Source organism: Ruminococcus flavefaciens (assembly GCF_900116855.1).
GTDB lineage: Bacteria > Bacillota > Clostridia > Oscillospirales > Ruminococcaceae > Ruminococcus > Ruminococcus flavefaciens_R.
The window spans coordinates 47,375-64,876 of sequence record NZ_UETD01000005.1 but is presented as its reverse complement, the minus strand read 5'-3'; the positions used below and the strand labels follow the sequence as shown (position 1 = coordinate 64,876).

The window sequence follows — 17,502 nt, the reverse complement described above, 5'->3', positions numbered from 1 at the left end:
ATGACGGAACTTGCCGAAAAACTTTACAATACAGGAGACCTCTCCGACAGCGAGCTGAAAGCTCTCATTGAGACCGACAACAGCGAGACTGCGGAGCTTCTCCGCAGATATGCCGATGAGACAAGACAGAAAAGCTACGGAAAAAAGGTCTTTCTCAGAGGCCTTATCGAGGTATCCAGCTATTGCAGGAATGACTGCCTTTACTGCGGTATCCGCCGCAGCAACAAAGAGGCTGACCGCTACCGCCTCTCCCGCGAGGAGATAATGAGCTGCTGCGAAAACGGCTACGGACTGGGCTTCCGTACATTCGTCATGCAGGGCGGCGAGGACAGCTTCTTCACCGATGACTTCATGTGCTCGGTAATATCGGAAATAAAGGAAAAATACCCGGACTGCGCTGTTACACTGTCACTGGGCGAGCGCTCTTACGACAGCTACAAGCGTATGAAGGAGGCAGGTGCGGACAGATACCTGCTCCGCCACGAAGCCGCCTCAGAGGAGCTGTATTCAAAGCTCCACCCTGCGGAGATGAGCCTTGCTCACCGCAAGGAATGTCTCTTTCAGCTCCGCGAGCTGGGCTATCAGGTAGGTGCAGGCTTCATGGTGGGCGCTCCGTACCAGACCACAGACCACATTATCGCGGACCTGCGCTTCCTTCAGGAGCTGCGCCCCCAGATGATAGGCATAGGTCCCTTTGTGCCCCACCATAACACTCCCTTTGCGGAGGAGAGCGGCGGTACTCTCGCACTGACCCTGAGACTTCTGGGCATACTCAGGCTAATGTTCCCCAAGGTGCTGCTGCCTGCCACCACTGCCCTCGGCACTATCGCTCCCAACGGCAGGGAGCTGGGGCTGAAAACAGGCTGCAACGTCGTTATGCCCAATCTCTCGCCCGTAAAGGTGAGGAAGAAATACGACCTGTACGACAACAAGATATGTACGGGAGAAGAAGCCGCCGAATGCCGCGGCTGCCTGCAAAGACGGATAGAGTCCGCAGGCTATGAGGTATCCGCCGAGCGCGGAGACTGCATATAAGCCATTAGCCGTCAGCTGTCAGCCCTATTGCTGACAAGGCTTTATACAAAATAAAAATATACTTCGATCCAAGGAGAATAAAACATGAGAGTTCGTTTCCACCTTCCCGATTTTTCGGGTAATTTCAAGCTCAATCTCCTCTTTGCGGAAATGCTGAAGCACCGCCCCGAATTTTTCCGCGAGGGCGTGGAGATAGCTCCATTCTACGGCGTATTCCCACCATCTATCTGGAACGGCGGCAGAACTCAGGGAGGAGTCTGTGACAAGACTTTCGTAAAGCAGGTCATCAAGACCTTCAACGAGAGAGGCATACCCCTGAGATTTACATTCACAAACCCTGCACTGGAGAAAAAGCACCTCAGCGACCCGTTCTGCAACATGGTGCTGAATATGGCGAACAACGGTCTCAACGAGGCTATCGTCATGTCTCCCATACTGGAGGACTATATCCGCAGGAACTTTCCCGACTACAAGCTTACCAGCTCCACCTGCAAGCGCCTTGATACCCTCGAGGGGCTTCTGGGCGAGCTGGAAAAGGATTACCATATAGTTGTAATGGACTACGACCTGAACAACCGCTTCGAGCTCCTTGAGAAGATACCCATGGAGTACAGACCCCGTATCGAGTTCCTCTCAAATGCCTGCTGTGAGCCGGGATGTCCCAGACGCTCCGCCCATTATCACTCCATAGGCGTCCAGCAGATAGCCTATAACGAGCATATAAAGAAGTACCCCAATCTCCCCTTCAATGTGGAGAAGTACGACCCTGACCACTTCCGCGACTGCCCCTACTCACAGAGAGGTATCTTTGAGATAAGGAACCTCCGCACACATATCTCCCCCGATGATATCTGGGAGAAGTATGTGCCCATGGGCTTTGAGCAGTTCAAGATAGAGGGCAGGACAGCAAGCCCCATAAACGTGCTGGAAACATATATGTACTACATGGCAAAGCCCGAATGCCGCGACGAGGCAAGGTTCACCCTGCTGAAAACGATGGAGAATTCAGGCGCATTGTCATTCAAGTAAGGAGGATAATCATGCGAGTAAGATTTCATCTCCCTGATTTTACGGAGCATTTCCGCTTCAATCTCGTCTTTGCACATATGCTGAAAAACCGCCCCGACTACTTCCGCGAGGGCGTTGAGATAGCTTCATTCTACGGTGCGTTCCCGCCCTCATTATGGAACGGCGGCAGGACCATCGGCGGTCAGTGCGACGAGAGCTTCGTCAAGGGCGTCATCAAGTCCTTCAATGACCTTGGCATTCCCCTGAGATTTACCTTTACCAACCCCGTGCTGAAAGAGGAGCACCTCTATGACCCCTTCTGCAACAGAGTCATGGAGCTTGCCAACAACGGTTTCAACGAGGTCATCGTGAACTCTCCCCTGCTGGAGGACTATATCCGCAAGACCTATCCCGACTACAAGCTGACCAGCTCTACCTGCAAGCGCCTTGACACCGAGGACGGCTTCCTCAATGAGCTGAAAAAGGACTACAGCATCGTGGTCATGGACTACGACCTCAACAATAAATTCGATATCCTCGAAAAGGTGCCCATGGAGGACAGACCCCGCATCGAGTTCCTGTCCAACGCCTGCTGCAACCCGAAATGTCCCAACCGCAAGCTGGAGTACGACCTTATCGGCGAGCAGATGATATACTACAACAAGCACCTGAAGGAACACCCCGAGCTTCCCTTTGACATCAACGACTACACCGAGCGCAACGTCAACAAGCTCATACACTGCAACTGCCGTCAGCGTACCCTCTATGAGATAAAGGACCTGCCCACACATATCTCTCCCGACGCTATCTGGGGCAAGTATGCTCCCATGGGCTTCGAGCAGTTCAAGCTTGAGGGCAGGACCGCAGGAAACCTCTACCTCATAGATATCTATATGTACTACATGACAAAGCCCGAATGCCGCGACGAGGCAAGAATGATGTTCTTCTACAACCTCGACTCAAACGGCGTTATCCAGTACGAAAGCTAAGGAGGCGATATCATGAGAGCAAGATTTCATCTTCCGGGACTTACGAAAAACTTTTCCTTCAATCTCATATTCGCACATCTGATGAAGAACTGTCCCTATTTCTTCCGCGAGGGCGTGGAGATAGCCTCATTCTACGGCGTATTCCCCCCTGCTGTCTGGAACGGCGGAAGGTCCGTAAGAGGCAGATGCGATGAGAGCTACGTTAAACAGGTCATAACCACCTTCAATAATATGGGCATACCTGTCCGCTTTACATTCACAAATCCCTGCATCACAGAGGAGCTCCTCCACGACCCCTTCTGCAACAGGATACTTGAACTGGCTTACAACGACCTCAACGAGGTCATCGTCAATTCAGCCCTCCTTGAGGACTACATCCGCGACAAGTACCCCAACTTCAAGCTGACCAGCTCTACCTGCAAGCGCCTTGACACCGTTGACGGTCCCATAGGCGAGCTGAAAAAGGATTACAGCATAGTGGTGCTGGACTACGACCTGAACAATCAGTTCGACCAGCTGGAGAAGATACCCGTGGAGGACAGAAGCAGATGCGAGATACTCTGCAATACCCTCTGCAATCCCAAGTGCAAGATGCGTAAGGAGCATTACAGGCTCATAGGCGAGCACTCCATCGCTTACAACGACTATGTGAACAGCGGAAGCACCGAGCCCTTTGACCTGAACAAATATTATGAGATAAACGAGGAAAACGTCATAAACTGCGGCTGCTTCACCAGAAATGCCTTTGATATAAGAAAGCTCCCCACCCATGTGAGCCCCGATGATATCTGGGAGAAGTACATCCCCATGGGCTTTGAGCAGTTCAAGCTTGAGGGCAGGACAGCAGGCAGGATATTCCTCACCGAGAACTACCTCTACTACATGGTGAAGCCCGAGTGCCGCGACGAAGCCCGTCTTATGCTCCTCTACAATCTGGAGCGCAACGGCATAATCCGCGTGGACAAATAAGAGGTGAATACTATGAAAGCAAGATTTCACCTCCCGGGTATAGCCACACATTTCAAGTTCAACCTTATCTTCGCCACGGTGCTGGAGCAGTATCCCCAGTACTTCCGCGATTTCGAGATAGCCTCATTCTACGGAGCCTTTCCCCAGTCCATCTGGAACGGCGGAAGGACTCAGGAGGGCTTATGCGACAAGAAATTCGTGAAGATGGTGCTGAAGGCGTTCAACGACAGGGGCATACCCGTCCGCTTCACATTCACAAATCCCGCTCTGGAAAAGAAGCACCTCAGCGACAAGTTCTGCAACATGGTCATGAGCCTTGCAAACAACGGTCTCAATGAGGCTATCGTGGTATCCCCCATTCTGGAGGAGTATATCCGCAAGACCTACCCCGATTTCAAGCTGACAAGCTCCACCTGCAAGCGCCTTGACGACGGCGAAAGACTGGCTCAGGAGCTGGAAAAGGATTACAGCATAGTGGTGGTGGATTACGACCTCAACAACAAGTTCGATATCCTCGAAAAGCTTCCCCACAAGGAGAAGTGCGAATTTCTGGTGAACTCAAACTGCCGCCCTGCCTGTCCCAACAGGAAACAGCATTACTACAACGTGGGCGTCCAGCAGATAAACTACGCAAACCATATGAGGAAGTACCCCGACCAGCCCTATGACCCCATAATCTTCGGGGACGGAGCCAACCAGAACTGCCCGTTTTTCACGAGGAACCTCTTTGAGATAAGAGACCTGAGCACAAATATTAAGCCCGCCGACATCTGGGACAAGTACCTCCCCATGGGCTTTAACCAGTTCAAGATAGAGGGCAGGACAGCATGGCTGTTCAACCTCATCGAGACCTACATATACTATCTGGCAAAGCCTGAATATGCCGATATCGCAAGATATACCCTCATTGATTTCTGCCATGAGAACGACGTTCTTTCAGTAAACGAATAAGGAGATTTTCGCATAATGAAAGCTGCTGCTGTATTCAGTGATAACATGGTGCTGCAAAGAGAGCGGTACGTCCGTATCTTCGGCACCTGCACCAATAACGAAAAGGTCATAACCGTCTCCGTGCCCGAGCTGCTCATCTCCGTGAGAGCCATAATCAGAAAAGGCAGATGGGAGGCTGTACTGCCCCCTATGACGGAGTGCAGCAAATGTACCCTTGAGATAGCCTGCGGAGCCATAAGGAAGGTGTTCCGAAATGTGGCTATCGGAGAGGTCTGGCTGGCAGGCGGTCAGTCCAACATGGAGTTTGAGCTCCGCAATGACAAGAACGGAGTCCGCGAGCTGGTCAGCTGTGCCGAGGAGGACGTTAGATATTACTACACTCCCAAATGCGCCATGCCTGAGGAAATAGAGGAAGCCGAAAAGCATACGGGCTGGAGCCTGCCATCTGCGGATAATTCCGCGGCATGGTCGGCTGCAGGGTATTACTTCGCAAAGGAGCTGAGCCGCAGGCTTGGCGTCACCGTAGGCATCATAGGCTGCAACTGGGGCGGCACCTCCGCCTCTGCGTGGATGAGCCGCGAGTACCTCGAGCAGGACAGCCGTCTCCGCCCCTATGTGGAGGAGTACGACAGGGCTGTAAAGGGCAAATCACGCAAGAAGATGATAGCGGAGTATGACGAGTATACGGCGTATCAGGAGGGCTGGGAGCAGCGCGTGGCTGAGTGCTATGACGCTGACCCCGATATTAAGTGGCCCGATGTTGTGGCAAAATGCGGCGAGAACAGGTATCCCGGTCCTCACGGCATAAAAAATCCCATGCGCCCATGCGGTCTGTATGAGACCATGGTAAGCAGAGTTGCACCCTATACTCTCCGCGGCGTGCTCTGGTATCAGGGCGAGTCCGACGACCACCGCCCCCAGATATACAGCGTGCTGCTGAAGGCTCTCATCGAGAACTGGCGCCGTGACTGGAAGGACGACGAGCTGCCGTTTATCATCGTACAGCTCCCCATGTTCAAGTACAGGGACGATCCCGACACAAAGAGCTGGGCGCTCATAAGAGAAGCGCAGGAAAAGGTGTTCCGCACCGTTAAGAACACGGGTCTGGCTGTCTGCCTTGACTGCGGAGAATTCAACAATATCCACCCCACCGACAAGGAGCCCATAGGCCACAGACTCTACCTTCAGGCAATGAGCGAGGTCTATTCACAGATGAGCAGGAGCGAGTCCATGCCGCCCATGTATGACGGCTTCGAGATAAGAGGAAGCGCCATGCTCATACACCTTGCCAACGTGGGAAAGGGTCTGGGCGGAAAGGACGAGCACTGCCTTGAGGGCTTCGAGCTGGCAGGCAGCGACGGTAAGTTCTATCCAGCACAGGCAAGGGTAGCCCTGCCATATATAGAGCTGAGCTGCGATAAGGTGAAAGCCCCTGCCGCAGCCCGTTTCAAGTGGACAAACTATGCGGACGTAGGCCTTTTCGGAGTCAACGGGCTCCCTCTCGCGCCATTCCGCACATATACCGACTAATTATTCAGGAGGAAGATCATGCTTTTAGCAGTAGATATCGGAAATACCAACATCGTTTTCGGCTGTGTTGACGACAAGGACGAGGTAGTTCTCTTTGAGAGGATCAGCACAGACCACAATGCCACAGCCGCAGAATACGCTGTACTCATCAAGACCATCCTCGAGATGAACAGCTTCAACGTCTCTGACATCGACGACGCCATTATGTCATCGGTAGTACCCTCCGTGACCAATACCGTCAAGGAGGCTGTCCGCAAGCTCTTCGGAGTTGATGTAATGATGGCAGGTCCCGGAGTAAAGACAGGACTCAATATCCTAATCGACAACCCTGCACAGCTGGGAAGCGATCAGGCTGTAAACGCTGTTGCGGCTATAAACCAGTATCCCGTTCCCCTTATCATCATCGATATGGGAACCGCCACAACTCTCTCTGTTGTTGACAGCAAGAAGAACTACCGCGGCGGACTTATCCTCACGGGCATGAAGGTAGCTGCCGACGCTCTCACAGCAAGGACAGCACAGCTCCCCAAGGTGAATTTTGAGGTGCCGCCCCATGTTATCGGCACAAATACCATCGACTGCCTCAAGAGCGGCATACTCTACTCCAACGCCAGCGCCCTTGACGGCATAATCGACCGCATAGAGGACGAGCTGGGCGAGAAGTGTACAGCAGTGGCAACAGGCGGACTTTCCGAGCTGGTAGTTCCCCTTTGCAGGAGAAAGATAATCCTTGACAATAACCTCCTCATAAAGGGTCTGGCTATAATCTACAGGAAGAACAAGAAGTGATGTTAAAGCCCTTAGCCTTAAATCATAATTTAGCTTTGCTATAATTATTACTATATTTTTCGGAGGACTATCATGTGTCTGATATGCGACAGGATAGAAATGATAAAAAATGGAGAAAATCCCTATTTTGTAAAGGAGCTTGAAACGGGATATGTGGTAATCGGCGATAACCAGCATTTCCACGGCTATTCCCTCTTTCTTTACAAACACCACGGAGACAAAACGGAGCTTTTCCATCTGGAGCCTGCCGAGAGAGCAAAGTTCCTTGAGGAGATGTCTGTTGTTGCGGAAGCTGTGTCAAAGGCTTTCGGAGCTGAGAAGATGAACTATGAGCTGCTTGGTATGGGTGACGCACATCTTCACTGGCATCTGTACCCGAGAGTCAGCGGTGACATCGGTAACTACGGAAACAACGGCAAGGGACCTGTCTGGTGGTATCCTATGGAGAAGATGTACTCCGACGAAAACAGACCCGGTGAGGAGCAGCTTGAAAACATGAAAAAGAAGCTCCTTGATGAACTTGAGAAATTGCTGTGATACAGCAGACGAATAAGAAGCCCCGAAGCGCTTTGAAACGCCTCGGGGCTTTATTCATGTCAGTTTTTATCCTTTTTCTTGTCATCTTCCTTCTTCTTGTCAGCCTCTGTATTGAAGCTTTCGGTAGTGTTGAGGAAAAGTGCCGGGTCAAGACAAATTCCCAGATGCCTTACCTCGAAGTGGCAGTGTGAGCCGAAGGAATTACCCGTGTTGCCCACAAGTCCGATGAGCTGTCCGCGAGAGACATATTGTCCCTCGTCCACCAGCACCTCGCTCATATGACCGTAAACGGTCTGGTATTCGTCTGTATGGCCTATCTGTACAAAGTAGCCGTAGCCGCCTGTGTTCCAGCCTGCGGAGACTACCTCTCCGTCGGCAGCAGCATATATCTCCGTGCCGGTTGAAGCTGCGATATCCATACCCTTGTGGTTTCTCTCGCCGCCGAAGCCGTCGCTTACCCAGCCGCCGTCAACCGGCCAGCCGAACTCGCCCGAGCCCGTAAGTACAGTATCGGGACTGTCAGGTCTTGCGGCATAGATACCTATGCCTATCTTCTCGACCACAGGCTCCTTGGTTATCTTGCTGCTTATGGTCTTTCGCGAGTACTCCTTGCCGTCAACGTAGGTTATTTCCACATGGCTGGTCTTTTCGCCTCGCCTGCCCACTACAAGAGTGTCTCTCACGCCAACGTTAAGGGAGCTGGTCTCTACCTCCACGGTCTCATAGTCGAGGAAGGTAACGGGGTCCATTTCGCGGACGTACTGTATGGGAAGATAGCTCTCGGTCTCGATGACGTTGACTATCATGCCCTTGCTGCACTTCTTGATTATGCCCTCATTCAGCTCCTCCAGCTTGTTGAGGTCCATGTTGTATTTCATGGCGATGGTAACAGCAGTATCGCCCTTCTGAGCTACATATACCGCCTTCTTCTCCTTTGAGGAGGTAAGCAGGTCTATGGCAGCCTTGGTGTCCATAACGCTGCTTGCAAGGTAGATACCGTGGGAGTACTCGATGTTGTTCTTGTATGATATATCCTTTACCACACCGTCCACGCGGTAGTTGAGTATCCTCTCGTTAAGGGCGTCCTGAACGGGCTCCTTATCCGTTACAGCGCCTATGAACTTGCCGTCGATGTAGATGCCGAAAGCCTCTGTGAGAGCCTCATCGGAAGCAGCGAGCATCTCGTTTGCCAGCTGTGACGATGAGACCACCTTGTCGTTCTCGTTTATGATACGCAGCGAATACTTCGCGGAGAGGTCTATGGTCTCGTCGCTGTCTGCGTATGCAATTCTCTGCTGAACCTCGCGTTCGGCAGCCTCAAAGTCTGCCTCGGCGGTTATAATGCCTATCTCCCTGCCGTTGTACTCCACGCTGAGACCGTATTCAAGTCCGGAGCCGTAGCGGATAATGCCTATTAGAAAGGCTATGGAGACCACAGGCAGGATATAGTTGAAGGCGGTATAGAAAACGCCGTCCTCGCCGAAAAGGTATGAGAACCAGAACTGAAACAGTGCCTTGTTGTACTCGGACTTGCCTGCTTTCTTTGCCTTCATTACCTTTTTCTGCATATCCTTATTTATATTGAAGCGGTTCCTCAGCGGAGAAGTCAGCTCCCTGAGTATCCAAAGGAGCACCTTCAGCAGCGATACGGCAAGCTCAAGCAGCTCTGAGAGTATGAGCTTAACGCCCTTTACAAGTCCCAGAAGCAGGGCAGCTCCTACCTTTACGGAGAAGTGACCCACTCTTGCGAAGAAGTTCAGCTTACAACCGTCGGCAGCAGGGACTATATCACCTGTTTTCGCGGAAAAGTCCCGATTTTCCGTATCCATGACAACAGCTCCTTTCATTCATGATAATATATGCTCCCGGCTTTCGCCAAAGAACATTACTTATTATTATAACATAAAAGTTTGATAATAGCAAGAGGCGCGGTATTAAAGTTGCCGTTTTATGATACTTCGCCGCGAAAAAGGGGGCGGGGGCTCCCCGCTTATAACATAAAAGTTTGATAATAGCAAGAGGCGCGGTATTAAAGTTGCCGTTTTATGATACTTCGCTGCGAAAAAGGGGGCGGGGGCTCCCCGCTTATAACATAAAATTTTTATAATAGCAAGTGCGAGGAGTTAAATTTTGAAGCCCTTAGCCTTTAGCCATCAGGAAGCGGCTTAAATCGGAACAAAGCACACAAAACGTCAACGAAAAGCCATAGTACTTCCGATCACACATCAGAAATACTATGGCTTAAAACTTTTTTATCAGTCCCTATCTTATACTAAGAGACATCTTTATCCTATGATCTTTCCGAGAGCCTCCGTGAACTCTCTGTACATATACAGCGATCCCAGCACTATGAGCGGGATATTATTCTCGGCTGCATAGCTGTAAGCCGCCGCAGCTCCCTCGCTGAGGTCGGCAAAGGCTGTGGTGGGAAGTCCGCGCTCCGTAAGAGCCTCCGCAAGCTTTTCGCTGTCAAGTGAACGGGGATTATCGGGCTTTACCGCAAATGCTCTCACTGCCAGCTCTCCCAGCATATCCGCATAGAGGCTGTACTCCTTGTCCGCCATTACGCCGATGAGGAGCGCCACCTTTTTATCCTCGAAATACAAGCGTATACTGTCCGCTGCACAGCGTATGCCATCGGGATTGTGAGCGCCGTCGTATATGATGAGCGGCTCCCTGCACAGCACCTCAAAGCGTCCGTGCCATTTAACCTCTGCAAGACCGCTCTTTACAGCGTCAGGCGGAATACTGAGTCCCTGATGCCTGAGTATCTCCACGCAGCTCAGCACGTTCACAGCGTTGATGAACTGATATGTGCCGAGAAGTGGTATGTGCAGCTTTTCACCCTCGAAAACTATGTCCGCACCGTCGGTGGTGCAGCAGTCCTCGCTCCATGAGAAACGCGAATAATCGGGCAGGAACAGCTCCGCACCCATAGCTTTTGCCCTGTCGGCGATGATCTCATAGGCTTCCTCGCTGTCGCCGCCGAAGTAAACAGGTCTGCCCTGCTTGATGATGCCTGCCTTGTGGGAGGCTATCTCCGCCACGGTATCGCCGAGAAAGGCGCTGTGGTCTTTCTGTATGTTTGTGATGACCGAAAGCACGGGAGCCTTTATGACGTTGGTGGAGTCAAGGTCGCCGCCCATGCCGCATTCGACTACGGCTATTTCACAGCCGCGGCGCACGAACAGCTCAAAGGCTGCCGCCGTCAGCACCTCGAACTCCGTGGGCTTTTCCTCCATGCTCTCGCATATGGGAGCTATATCGCCGATAAGGTCGGCAAAATCCTGCTGTGATATCTCCTCACCGCCGATACGGAAGCTGTCTGTGACAGATGTGATGGCAGGGGAAGAAAATCCCCCCACCTTATATCCTGCGCTTTTCAGCACAGCCGTCAGCATAGCCCCGAAGGAGCCCTTTCCGTTGGTGCCCGAGATATGGACAGTCCTTACCCTGTCCTGTGGGTCTCCCATGATGTGAAGAAGCTCGGTAACACGGGAAAGTCCCAGAACGCTGCCTCTTTCGGCAGCCTTTTTCATGTACTCAAGCGCTTCTGTGTAGTTCATTTCTTTCTTATTTTTTCAAGCTGAGCCGCAAATGCCTTGTTGCTCATGAGCATATAGATTATTCTGATCTCGATAACAGCCATTACCAGACTTGTCACAGGTCTCCAGATGAGCTGTGGTCTCATTGCAGGGAAGAGGAAATACAGACTTGTTGTGGTGATGAGCACAGAGCCCACAAGTCTTGCGATGATGACCGACAGAGCTATTCTGGGGAGAGTCTTGTTCTTGAATACATTATTGTATACAAGTCCTGCCATAAAGCCTGTTGCCGCTGCACCGAGGGTTATCATGGGCGCAGGAGTCATGCCTGTTACAAGACATCCGATAAGGTCTGCGCCTGCGCCGACTGCGGCACCGATAAAGGGTCCGAAGAAGATGCCTGCCATAAGAATAGGCAGTGTCTCGGCGCTGATGCGGATAACGCTGAAGATGTCAACTCTCAGTGATTTTCCCACAACGCTGATAGCAATGAGAAGTGCTGCCAGCACCAGTACCTTTGTGCTTCCGAAAAGTCTGATATCAGACTTTACTGCTGCGCCTTTGTTGTTTGTAGTCATAAAAATAACCTCCTTTTCCTCACTCATACGACAAGAAAAGAAGGTTCTGTTTCTTTTTTAGTTGTCCTATGAAGCGGGATGCAAAATGTGAACCGTAAGCCTGAGCTTTTCGTTTGACCGACAACTCCCCGTTCGGTCAACACTGGAATACCTTGTGGTATAACGAACACATTTTTACTCTTCAAATGATTTTTGCAGTGCCTTTACTGCACTATTATTATACGATGAAAAAACGCCTTTGTCAATAGGCTGAAGCACGAAAACACGGCTTGTTCCGCTATTTGTCAAAATGCTCTAAATGATAGTCAGCTCGTGGTTATTTTAGGTAAAAAAGCCGAAAATGTATAAAACCCTTGACAAAACCTCACAATAGTGATAAATTATAGTTAGCACTCGGAGAGTTAGAGTGCTAACGAGGTCAGTAGACAGATCGATAAAGGGAGGGAGTATCGTGGACGAAAGAAAACTGAAGATACTCGCTGCCGTGGTTGACGAATATGTCAGGACGGGTGAACCCGTCGGCTCGAAGTCGATCTCGAAGCTGGAAAATATCAATGTTTCCTCCGCTACTATCCGAAACGATATGGCGGCTCTCGAACAGCTGGGTTACCTTGAACAGCCCCATACCTCGGCAGGACGAGTTCCTACCTTCAAGGGCTACCGCCTCTACATCGACAAGCTCATGACTCCTCACGACATTCCCGAGGAGGAAAAGAAAATGATCGATGATATGCTGGGCGATAAGGATACCCCCGAGGAGCTCCTTGTGCAGAACGCCGCTACGGCTCTCACGGAGATCACTCACTGTGCCGCAGTTGTCACAAACGCTGTTCCGAGGTTCTCGGTCATATCAAAGGTAGAAGTTATCCCCACAGGAAAGCGTCTCTACGTTATCCTGCTCATAACCTCCAGCGGAAACATCAAGAACAAGGCTTGCAGACTCGAATTCGACCTCAGCCATGAACAGCTCGATTTCTTTACACATTATATAGAGGAAAATCTCAGCGGAGTCTCCGTAAATGAGCTCTCCGAGGAGATGATGGACAATATGGTCGCCGCAGTAAGCGCCTACATGGTATCGCTTTCACCCCTTGTAAAGGGCATATGCGAGCTCTCCGAGGACCTTCGTCAGCAGGAGCTGACAGTCAGCGGAAGCGAAAAGCTCCTGTCCTGCGATGAGCTGGACAAAATGGAGGTCGTCAAGTTCATAGAACACAAGGACGGTCTCTCGGAGCTCCTTGAAAACGCATTCAGCGGCATACAGGTGAAATTCGGGGCGGAGAATGACAGCTTCGCTATCGGAAATTCAAGCCTTATCGTCTCCAAGTACCGCAAGGACGGCAAGGAGGCAGGCTCTCTGGGAGTCATAGGTCCCATGAGAGTGGATTACAAAAAGATCATTCCATACGTCGAATACCTGACGCAGAGGATATCCTCGCTGATGGACAGCGGCGATGATGACATCATAAACGCTCCCGACAATATGCAGGAGCCGTAGAAAGGAGCAATGACCGATGGAAAAAAATGAGAATATCTCAGAGGAGCTGGAAGATCAGGCAGAGCTTGCAGGCGATACCGCAGAGGCTCCCGAGGATGAAAATACAGACGAGCTTGAAGAAGCCGACGCGGTCAGCGAGTACAATGATACCGCAACTCAGTTCTCAGACCTTGAGGACGCACTGGCAGAGGCTAACGACAAGTACCTGAGGCTCTTTGCAGAGTATGACAACTACCGCAAGAGGACTGCCAAGGAAAAGACAGAGACCTATCAGAACGCTTCCGTAAAGTGCGTGGAGAAGCTCCTCCCCGTACTGGACAGCTTTGAGAGATCTCTTGAGGCAGAGTGTTCCGATGAGAACTTCAAGAACGGCATGAGCATGATTTACAACCAGCTCACCGCCTTCCTGACGCAGATGAACGTGACAGAGATAGAAGCTCTCGGCGCGGAATTCGACCCCAACGTACACAACGCTATCCAGCAGCAGGACGGCACCGACTATGCAAGCAACCATGTCTGTGCGGTCTTCCAGAAGGGCTATATGCTCGGCGACAAGCTGGTACGCCCCGCTATGGTGGCAGTGGCAATTTAGTCTTGCAGGGACGCCGCCCCGGCGTTCCGGAAATAACATCAATAAGAACAATCAAATCTGTCCGCAAAGCGGACACCATCGGCTAAGGGCTGAAGGCTCACGGCTGATGGCTTATAGATCAGGAGGAATTTATTATGGGAAAAATCATTGGTATCGATCTTGGTACAACTAACTCTTGCGTAGCAGTTATGGAGGGTGGTAACGCTGTAGTTATCCCCAACAGCGAAGGCGCAAGAACAACTCCTTCCGTTGTTGCTTTCACAAACAACGGCGAGCGTCTCGTAGGTCAGGTGGCTAAGAGACAGGCTATCACAAACCACGACAGAACAGTTTCTTCCATCAAGAGACACATGGGTTCTGATTATAAAGTAAGCATCGACGGCAAGAACTACACTCCTCAGGAGATCTCAGCTATGATCCTTCAGAAGCTGAAGGCTGACGCAGAGGCTTACCTCGGCGAGCCTGTAACAGAGGCTGTTATCACAGTTCCTGCTTACTTCACAGACTCACAGAGACAGGCTACAAAGGACGCAGGTCAGATCGCAGGTCTTACCGTTAAGCGTATCATCAACGAGCCTACAGCCGCAGCTCTCTCCTACGGTATCGACAAGGAAGAGGAGCAGACCGTTATGGTTTACGACCTCGGCGGCGGTACATTCGATGTTTCCATCATCGAAATGGGCGAGGACGTTCAGCAGGTTCTTGCAACAGCAGGTAACAACCGTCTCGGCGGCGACGACTTCGACCAGCGTATAATCAACTGGATCGTTGATGAATTCAAGAAGACTGAGGGCATCGACCTTTCACAGGACAAGATGGCTGCACAGAGACTCAAGGACGCAGCTGAGAAGTCCAAGATCGAGCTTTCTTCCACAACAACATCAAATATCAACATCCCCTTCATCACTGTTGATGCAACAGGCACCCCCAAGCACCTTGACCTTACTCTTACACAGGCTAAGTTCAACGAGCTCACAGCAGACCTCGTAGAGGCTACTATGGGACCTGTAAGACAGGCTCTCAGCGACAGCGGTCTCAACATCTCAGAGATCAACAAGGTCCTCATGGTCGGCGGTTCTTCAAGAATCCCCGCTGTTCAGGAAGCTGTAAAGAAGCTTATCGGCAAGGAGCCTTTCAAGGGCATCAACCCCGATGAGTGCGTAGCTCTCGGTGCTGCATACCAGGGCGGCGTTCTCGGCGGCGACGTCAAGAACGGACTCCTCCTCCTCGATGTAACTCCCCTTTCACTGGGTATCGAGACAGCAGGCGGCGTATGCACAAGAATGATCGAGAGAAATACAACTATCCCTACAAAGAAGTCACAGGTATTCTCAACATATGCAGACAATCAGCCTGCTGTTGATATCAACGTACTTCAGGGTGAGCGTGAGTTCGCTCGCGACAACAAGCAGCTGGGTACATTCCGTCTCGACGGTATCGCTCCCGCTCCCAGAGGAATCCCCCAGATCGAGGTAACATTCGATATCGACCAGAACGGTATCGTTCATGTATCCGCTAAGGATCTCGGCACAGGCAAGGAGCAGAACATCTCCATCACAGCTTCCACAAATATGTCCAAGGAAGATATCGACAAGGCTGTAAAGGAAGCCGAGCAGTACGCTGCTGAGGATAAGAAGCGCCGTGAGGCAGTTGACAACAAGAACGAGGCTGAGAACCTTGTATTCCAGTGCGAGAAGGCTCTCACAGACTTCGGCGACAAGGTATCTGCTGACGAGAAGTCAAATATCGAGTCTAAGTGCTCAGCTCTCAAGTCTGCTATCGCTGCTGACAACGCTGACGAGATCAAGAACCTGAAGGAAGACCTCCAGAAGGCATTCTATGACCTCTCTGCAAAGATCTACCAGCAGGCAGCTCCCAACGGCGGTGCTCAGGGCATCGATCCTTCACAGTTCGCTAACATGGGCGGTGCTGCTGATGCAGGCGCTCAGGGCGGAAACGACGACGGAGTAGTTGACGCAGACTTCACAGAGGTCTGATAACCGATAAAATGACACCATACAAAGGGCGGAGATATACTTCGCCCTAAAGGTGTATATAAGAATATGCCGCGCGGAAAAATATTACCGTTATGATAGTATTATGACGCGAAAAAGGGAGCGGAGGCTCTCCGCCCGCCCTAAAGGTGTATATATAAACAAATTAGATCCGTATTCCTGTTTGTAGGGGCTGGCGTCCCCGACAGCCCATGTTATATGGATCAGTAATGATTCCGGAACGGGACGTCGAGGACGCCGTCCCCTACAAAAACTTTCCGCCGGACAGCGGAAGAACGGAGAATAGATATATGGCAGAAAAAAGAGATTATTACGAGGTCCTCGGTCTCCAGAAGGGGGCTTCCGAGGACGAGATAAAAAAAGCCTTCCGTAAAAAGGCAAGAGAGAACCACCCCGACCTCCATCCCGACGATCCCTCTTATGTAGAGAAGTTTCAGGAGATAAACGAGGCTCATGAGGTGCTTTCAGACCCCGAAAAGCGTGCAAGATATGACCAGTTCGGCCATGCAGGCGTTGATCCCAGCTACGGCGGCGGCGCTGGCGGCGCTGACGGCATGGGCGGCTTCGGCGGCTTTGCCGATATGGACGATATCCTCGGCAGCATCTTCGGCGGATTCGGCTTCGGCGGCGGCTCAAAGCGCTCAAGCGCAAACGCTCCGAGGAGAGGCTCGGACATTCAGGAGACCGTCACCATCAACTTCATGGACGCCTGCAGAGGCAAGAAGCACGACCTGAGAGTCAACCGTATGTGTGTCTGTGACTCCTGTAAGGGCTCGGGCGCAGAGGCAGGCTCAACACCCGATATCTGTCCCGACTGTCAGGGCAGAGGCTCGGTAAAGACCACACAGCGCACTCCCTTTGGTGCTATTTCCTCATCAAAGCCATGTCCCCACTGCGGAGGCAAGGGTAAGATAATCAAGAACCCCTGCTCAAAGTGCCGCGGCGTTGGCAGAGTAAGAGTCCAGAAGACCGTTTCCATCGACATCCCCGCAGGTATCGATGACGGACAGACACTGCGTATCGGCGGTCAGGGCGACTGCGGTATCAACGGCGGTCCAAACGGAGACCTCCTCGTGGGTATCAACGTAAAGTCCCACCCCATTTTCAAGCGCGAGGGCTACGACATACACTGCGATATCCCTGTTACTTATATGGAAGCCGTTCTCGGCGCGGAAATAACCGTCCCCACTATCGACGGTGATGTGAAGTACACCATCAGCGAAGGAACCCAGACAGGCACTATCTTCCGCCTCAAGGGCAAGGGAGTACAGAGACTCCACCGCACAGACCGCGGAAATCAGTATGTAAAGATATACGTTGAGGTCCCCAAAAACCTTACCAAGAAGCAGAAAGACCTGCTGAAGCAGTTCGAGGCTTCGCTCTCGGAAAAGAATTACGCAAAGCGCCAGAGCTTCTTCGAGAAGCTCCGCTCAAAGCTGGATCTTTGATAAATGATACAGACCTGC

General features: G+C 51.5%; 15 protein-coding genes and 1 riboswitch. Of the genes, 12 read left to right on the top strand and 3 right to left on the bottom strand.

Annotated features, from left to right (window positions below):
• From hydE to DSZ37_RS05945, 8 genes are all read left to right on the top strand, one after another.
• Positions 1 to 1,035: a [FeFe] hydrogenase H-cluster radical SAM maturase HydE gene (gene hydE, locus DSZ37_RS05980; protein ID WP_109726036.1), complete on the top strand. Its 1,035-nt coding sequence runs from the start codon at positions 1 to 3 to the stop codon at positions 1,033 to 1,035.
• Between the two features lie 84 nt (positions 1,036 to 1,119).
• The gene (locus DSZ37_RS05975) at positions 1,120 to 2,064 is read left to right on the top strand and encodes a hypothetical protein (protein ID WP_109726035.1); all 945 of its coding nucleotides are present in this window, start codon (positions 1,120 to 1,122) and stop codon (positions 2,062 to 2,064) included.
• A gap of 11 nt (positions 2,065 to 2,075) precedes the next feature.
• Positions 2,076 to 3,032 (top strand): hypothetical protein, encoded by a 957-nt coding sequence (locus DSZ37_RS05970; protein WP_109726034.1) that lies wholly within the window; start codon positions 2,076 to 2,078, stop codon positions 3,030 to 3,032.
• A gap of 12 nt (positions 3,033 to 3,044) precedes the next feature.
• Positions 3,045 to 4,001: a hypothetical protein gene (locus tag DSZ37_RS05965; RefSeq protein ID WP_109726033.1), complete on the top strand. Its 957-nt coding sequence runs from the start codon at positions 3,045 to 3,047 to the stop codon at positions 3,999 to 4,001.
• Positions 4,002 to 4,013: 12 nt separating this feature from the next.
• Entirely contained in the window at positions 4,014 to 4,952 is a 939-nt protein-coding gene (locus DSZ37_RS05960; RefSeq protein WP_109726032.1) for a hypothetical protein, read from the top strand.
• 15 nt (positions 4,953 to 4,967) lie between these two features.
• Positions 4,968 to 6,482 carry a sialate O-acetylesterase gene (locus tag DSZ37_RS05955; RefSeq protein WP_109726031.1) on the top strand — a complete coding sequence of 505 codons (1,515 nt, stop codon included), beginning with the start codon at positions 4,968 to 4,970 and terminating at the stop codon, positions 6,480 to 6,482.
• A gap of 18 nt (positions 6,483 to 6,500) precedes the next feature.
• Entirely contained in the window at positions 6,501 to 7,271 is a 771-nt protein-coding gene (locus DSZ37_RS05950) for a type III pantothenate kinase (protein WP_109726030.1), read from the top strand.
• Positions 7,272 to 7,343: 72 nt separating this feature from the next.
• On the top strand, positions 7,344 to 7,808 hold the full coding sequence (locus DSZ37_RS05945; RefSeq protein ID WP_028521668.1) for an HIT family protein: 465 nt from the start codon (positions 7,344 to 7,346) through the stop codon (positions 7,806 to 7,808).
• Positions 7,809 to 7,867: 59 nt separating this feature from the next.
• Here the strand turns inward: DSZ37_RS05945 and DSZ37_RS05940 are convergent, their stop codons facing one another.
• From DSZ37_RS05940 to DSZ37_RS05930, 3 genes are all read right to left on the bottom strand, one after another.
• The gene (locus DSZ37_RS05940) at positions 7,868 to 9,637 is read right to left on the bottom strand and encodes a M23 family metallopeptidase (RefSeq protein ID WP_109726029.1); all 1,770 of its coding nucleotides are present in this window, start codon (positions 9,635 to 9,637) and stop codon (positions 7,868 to 7,870) included.
• A 456-nt stretch (positions 9,638 to 10,093) separates the two neighbouring features.
• Positions 10,094 to 11,374, bottom strand: coding sequence for a bifunctional folylpolyglutamate synthase/dihydrofolate synthase (locus DSZ37_RS05935; RefSeq protein ID WP_109726028.1), 1,281 nt, complete (start codon positions 11,372 to 11,374; stop codon positions 10,094 to 10,096).
• Positions 11,371 to 11,931: a folate family ECF transporter S component gene (locus tag DSZ37_RS05930; RefSeq protein ID WP_181380256.1), complete on the bottom strand. Its 561-nt coding sequence runs from the start codon at positions 11,929 to 11,931 to the stop codon at positions 11,371 to 11,373. Before DSZ37_RS05930 ends, DSZ37_RS05935 begins: the two co-directional genes overlap by 4 nt.
• Positions 11,932 to 12,000: 69 nt before the next feature.
• A riboswitch (THF riboswitch) is annotated at positions 12,001 to 12,115 on the bottom strand.
• Positions 12,116 to 12,382: 267 nt separating this feature from the next.
• Between DSZ37_RS05930 and hrcA the strand changes: the two genes are divergently transcribed.
• The 4 genes from hrcA (at position 12,383) to dnaJ (ending at position 17,484) form a co-directional block, all read left to right on the top strand.
• Complete coding sequence (hrcA, locus tag DSZ37_RS05925; RefSeq protein WP_109726026.1) at positions 12,383 to 13,429, top strand: heat-inducible transcriptional repressor HrcA; 1,047 nt, start codon at positions 12,383 to 12,385, stop codon at positions 13,427 to 13,429.
• 16 nt (positions 13,430 to 13,445) lie between these two features.
• On the top strand, positions 13,446 to 14,021 hold the full coding sequence (gene grpE / locus DSZ37_RS05920; RefSeq protein WP_109726025.1) for a nucleotide exchange factor GrpE: 576 nt from the start codon (positions 13,446 to 13,448) through the stop codon (positions 14,019 to 14,021).
• A gap of 134 nt (positions 14,022 to 14,155) precedes the next feature.
• Positions 14,156 to 16,018, top strand: a complete 1,863-nt coding sequence (gene dnaK / locus DSZ37_RS05915; protein ID WP_109726024.1) for a molecular chaperone DnaK — start codon at positions 14,156 to 14,158, stop codon at positions 16,016 to 16,018.
• 308 nt (positions 16,019 to 16,326) lie between these two features.
• Positions 16,327 to 17,484 carry a molecular chaperone DnaJ gene (dnaJ, locus tag DSZ37_RS05910; protein WP_109726023.1) on the top strand — a complete coding sequence of 386 codons (1,158 nt, stop codon included), beginning with the start codon at positions 16,327 to 16,329 and terminating at the stop codon, positions 17,482 to 17,484.
• The last annotated feature ends 18 nt before the right edge of the window (positions 17,485 to 17,502 follow it).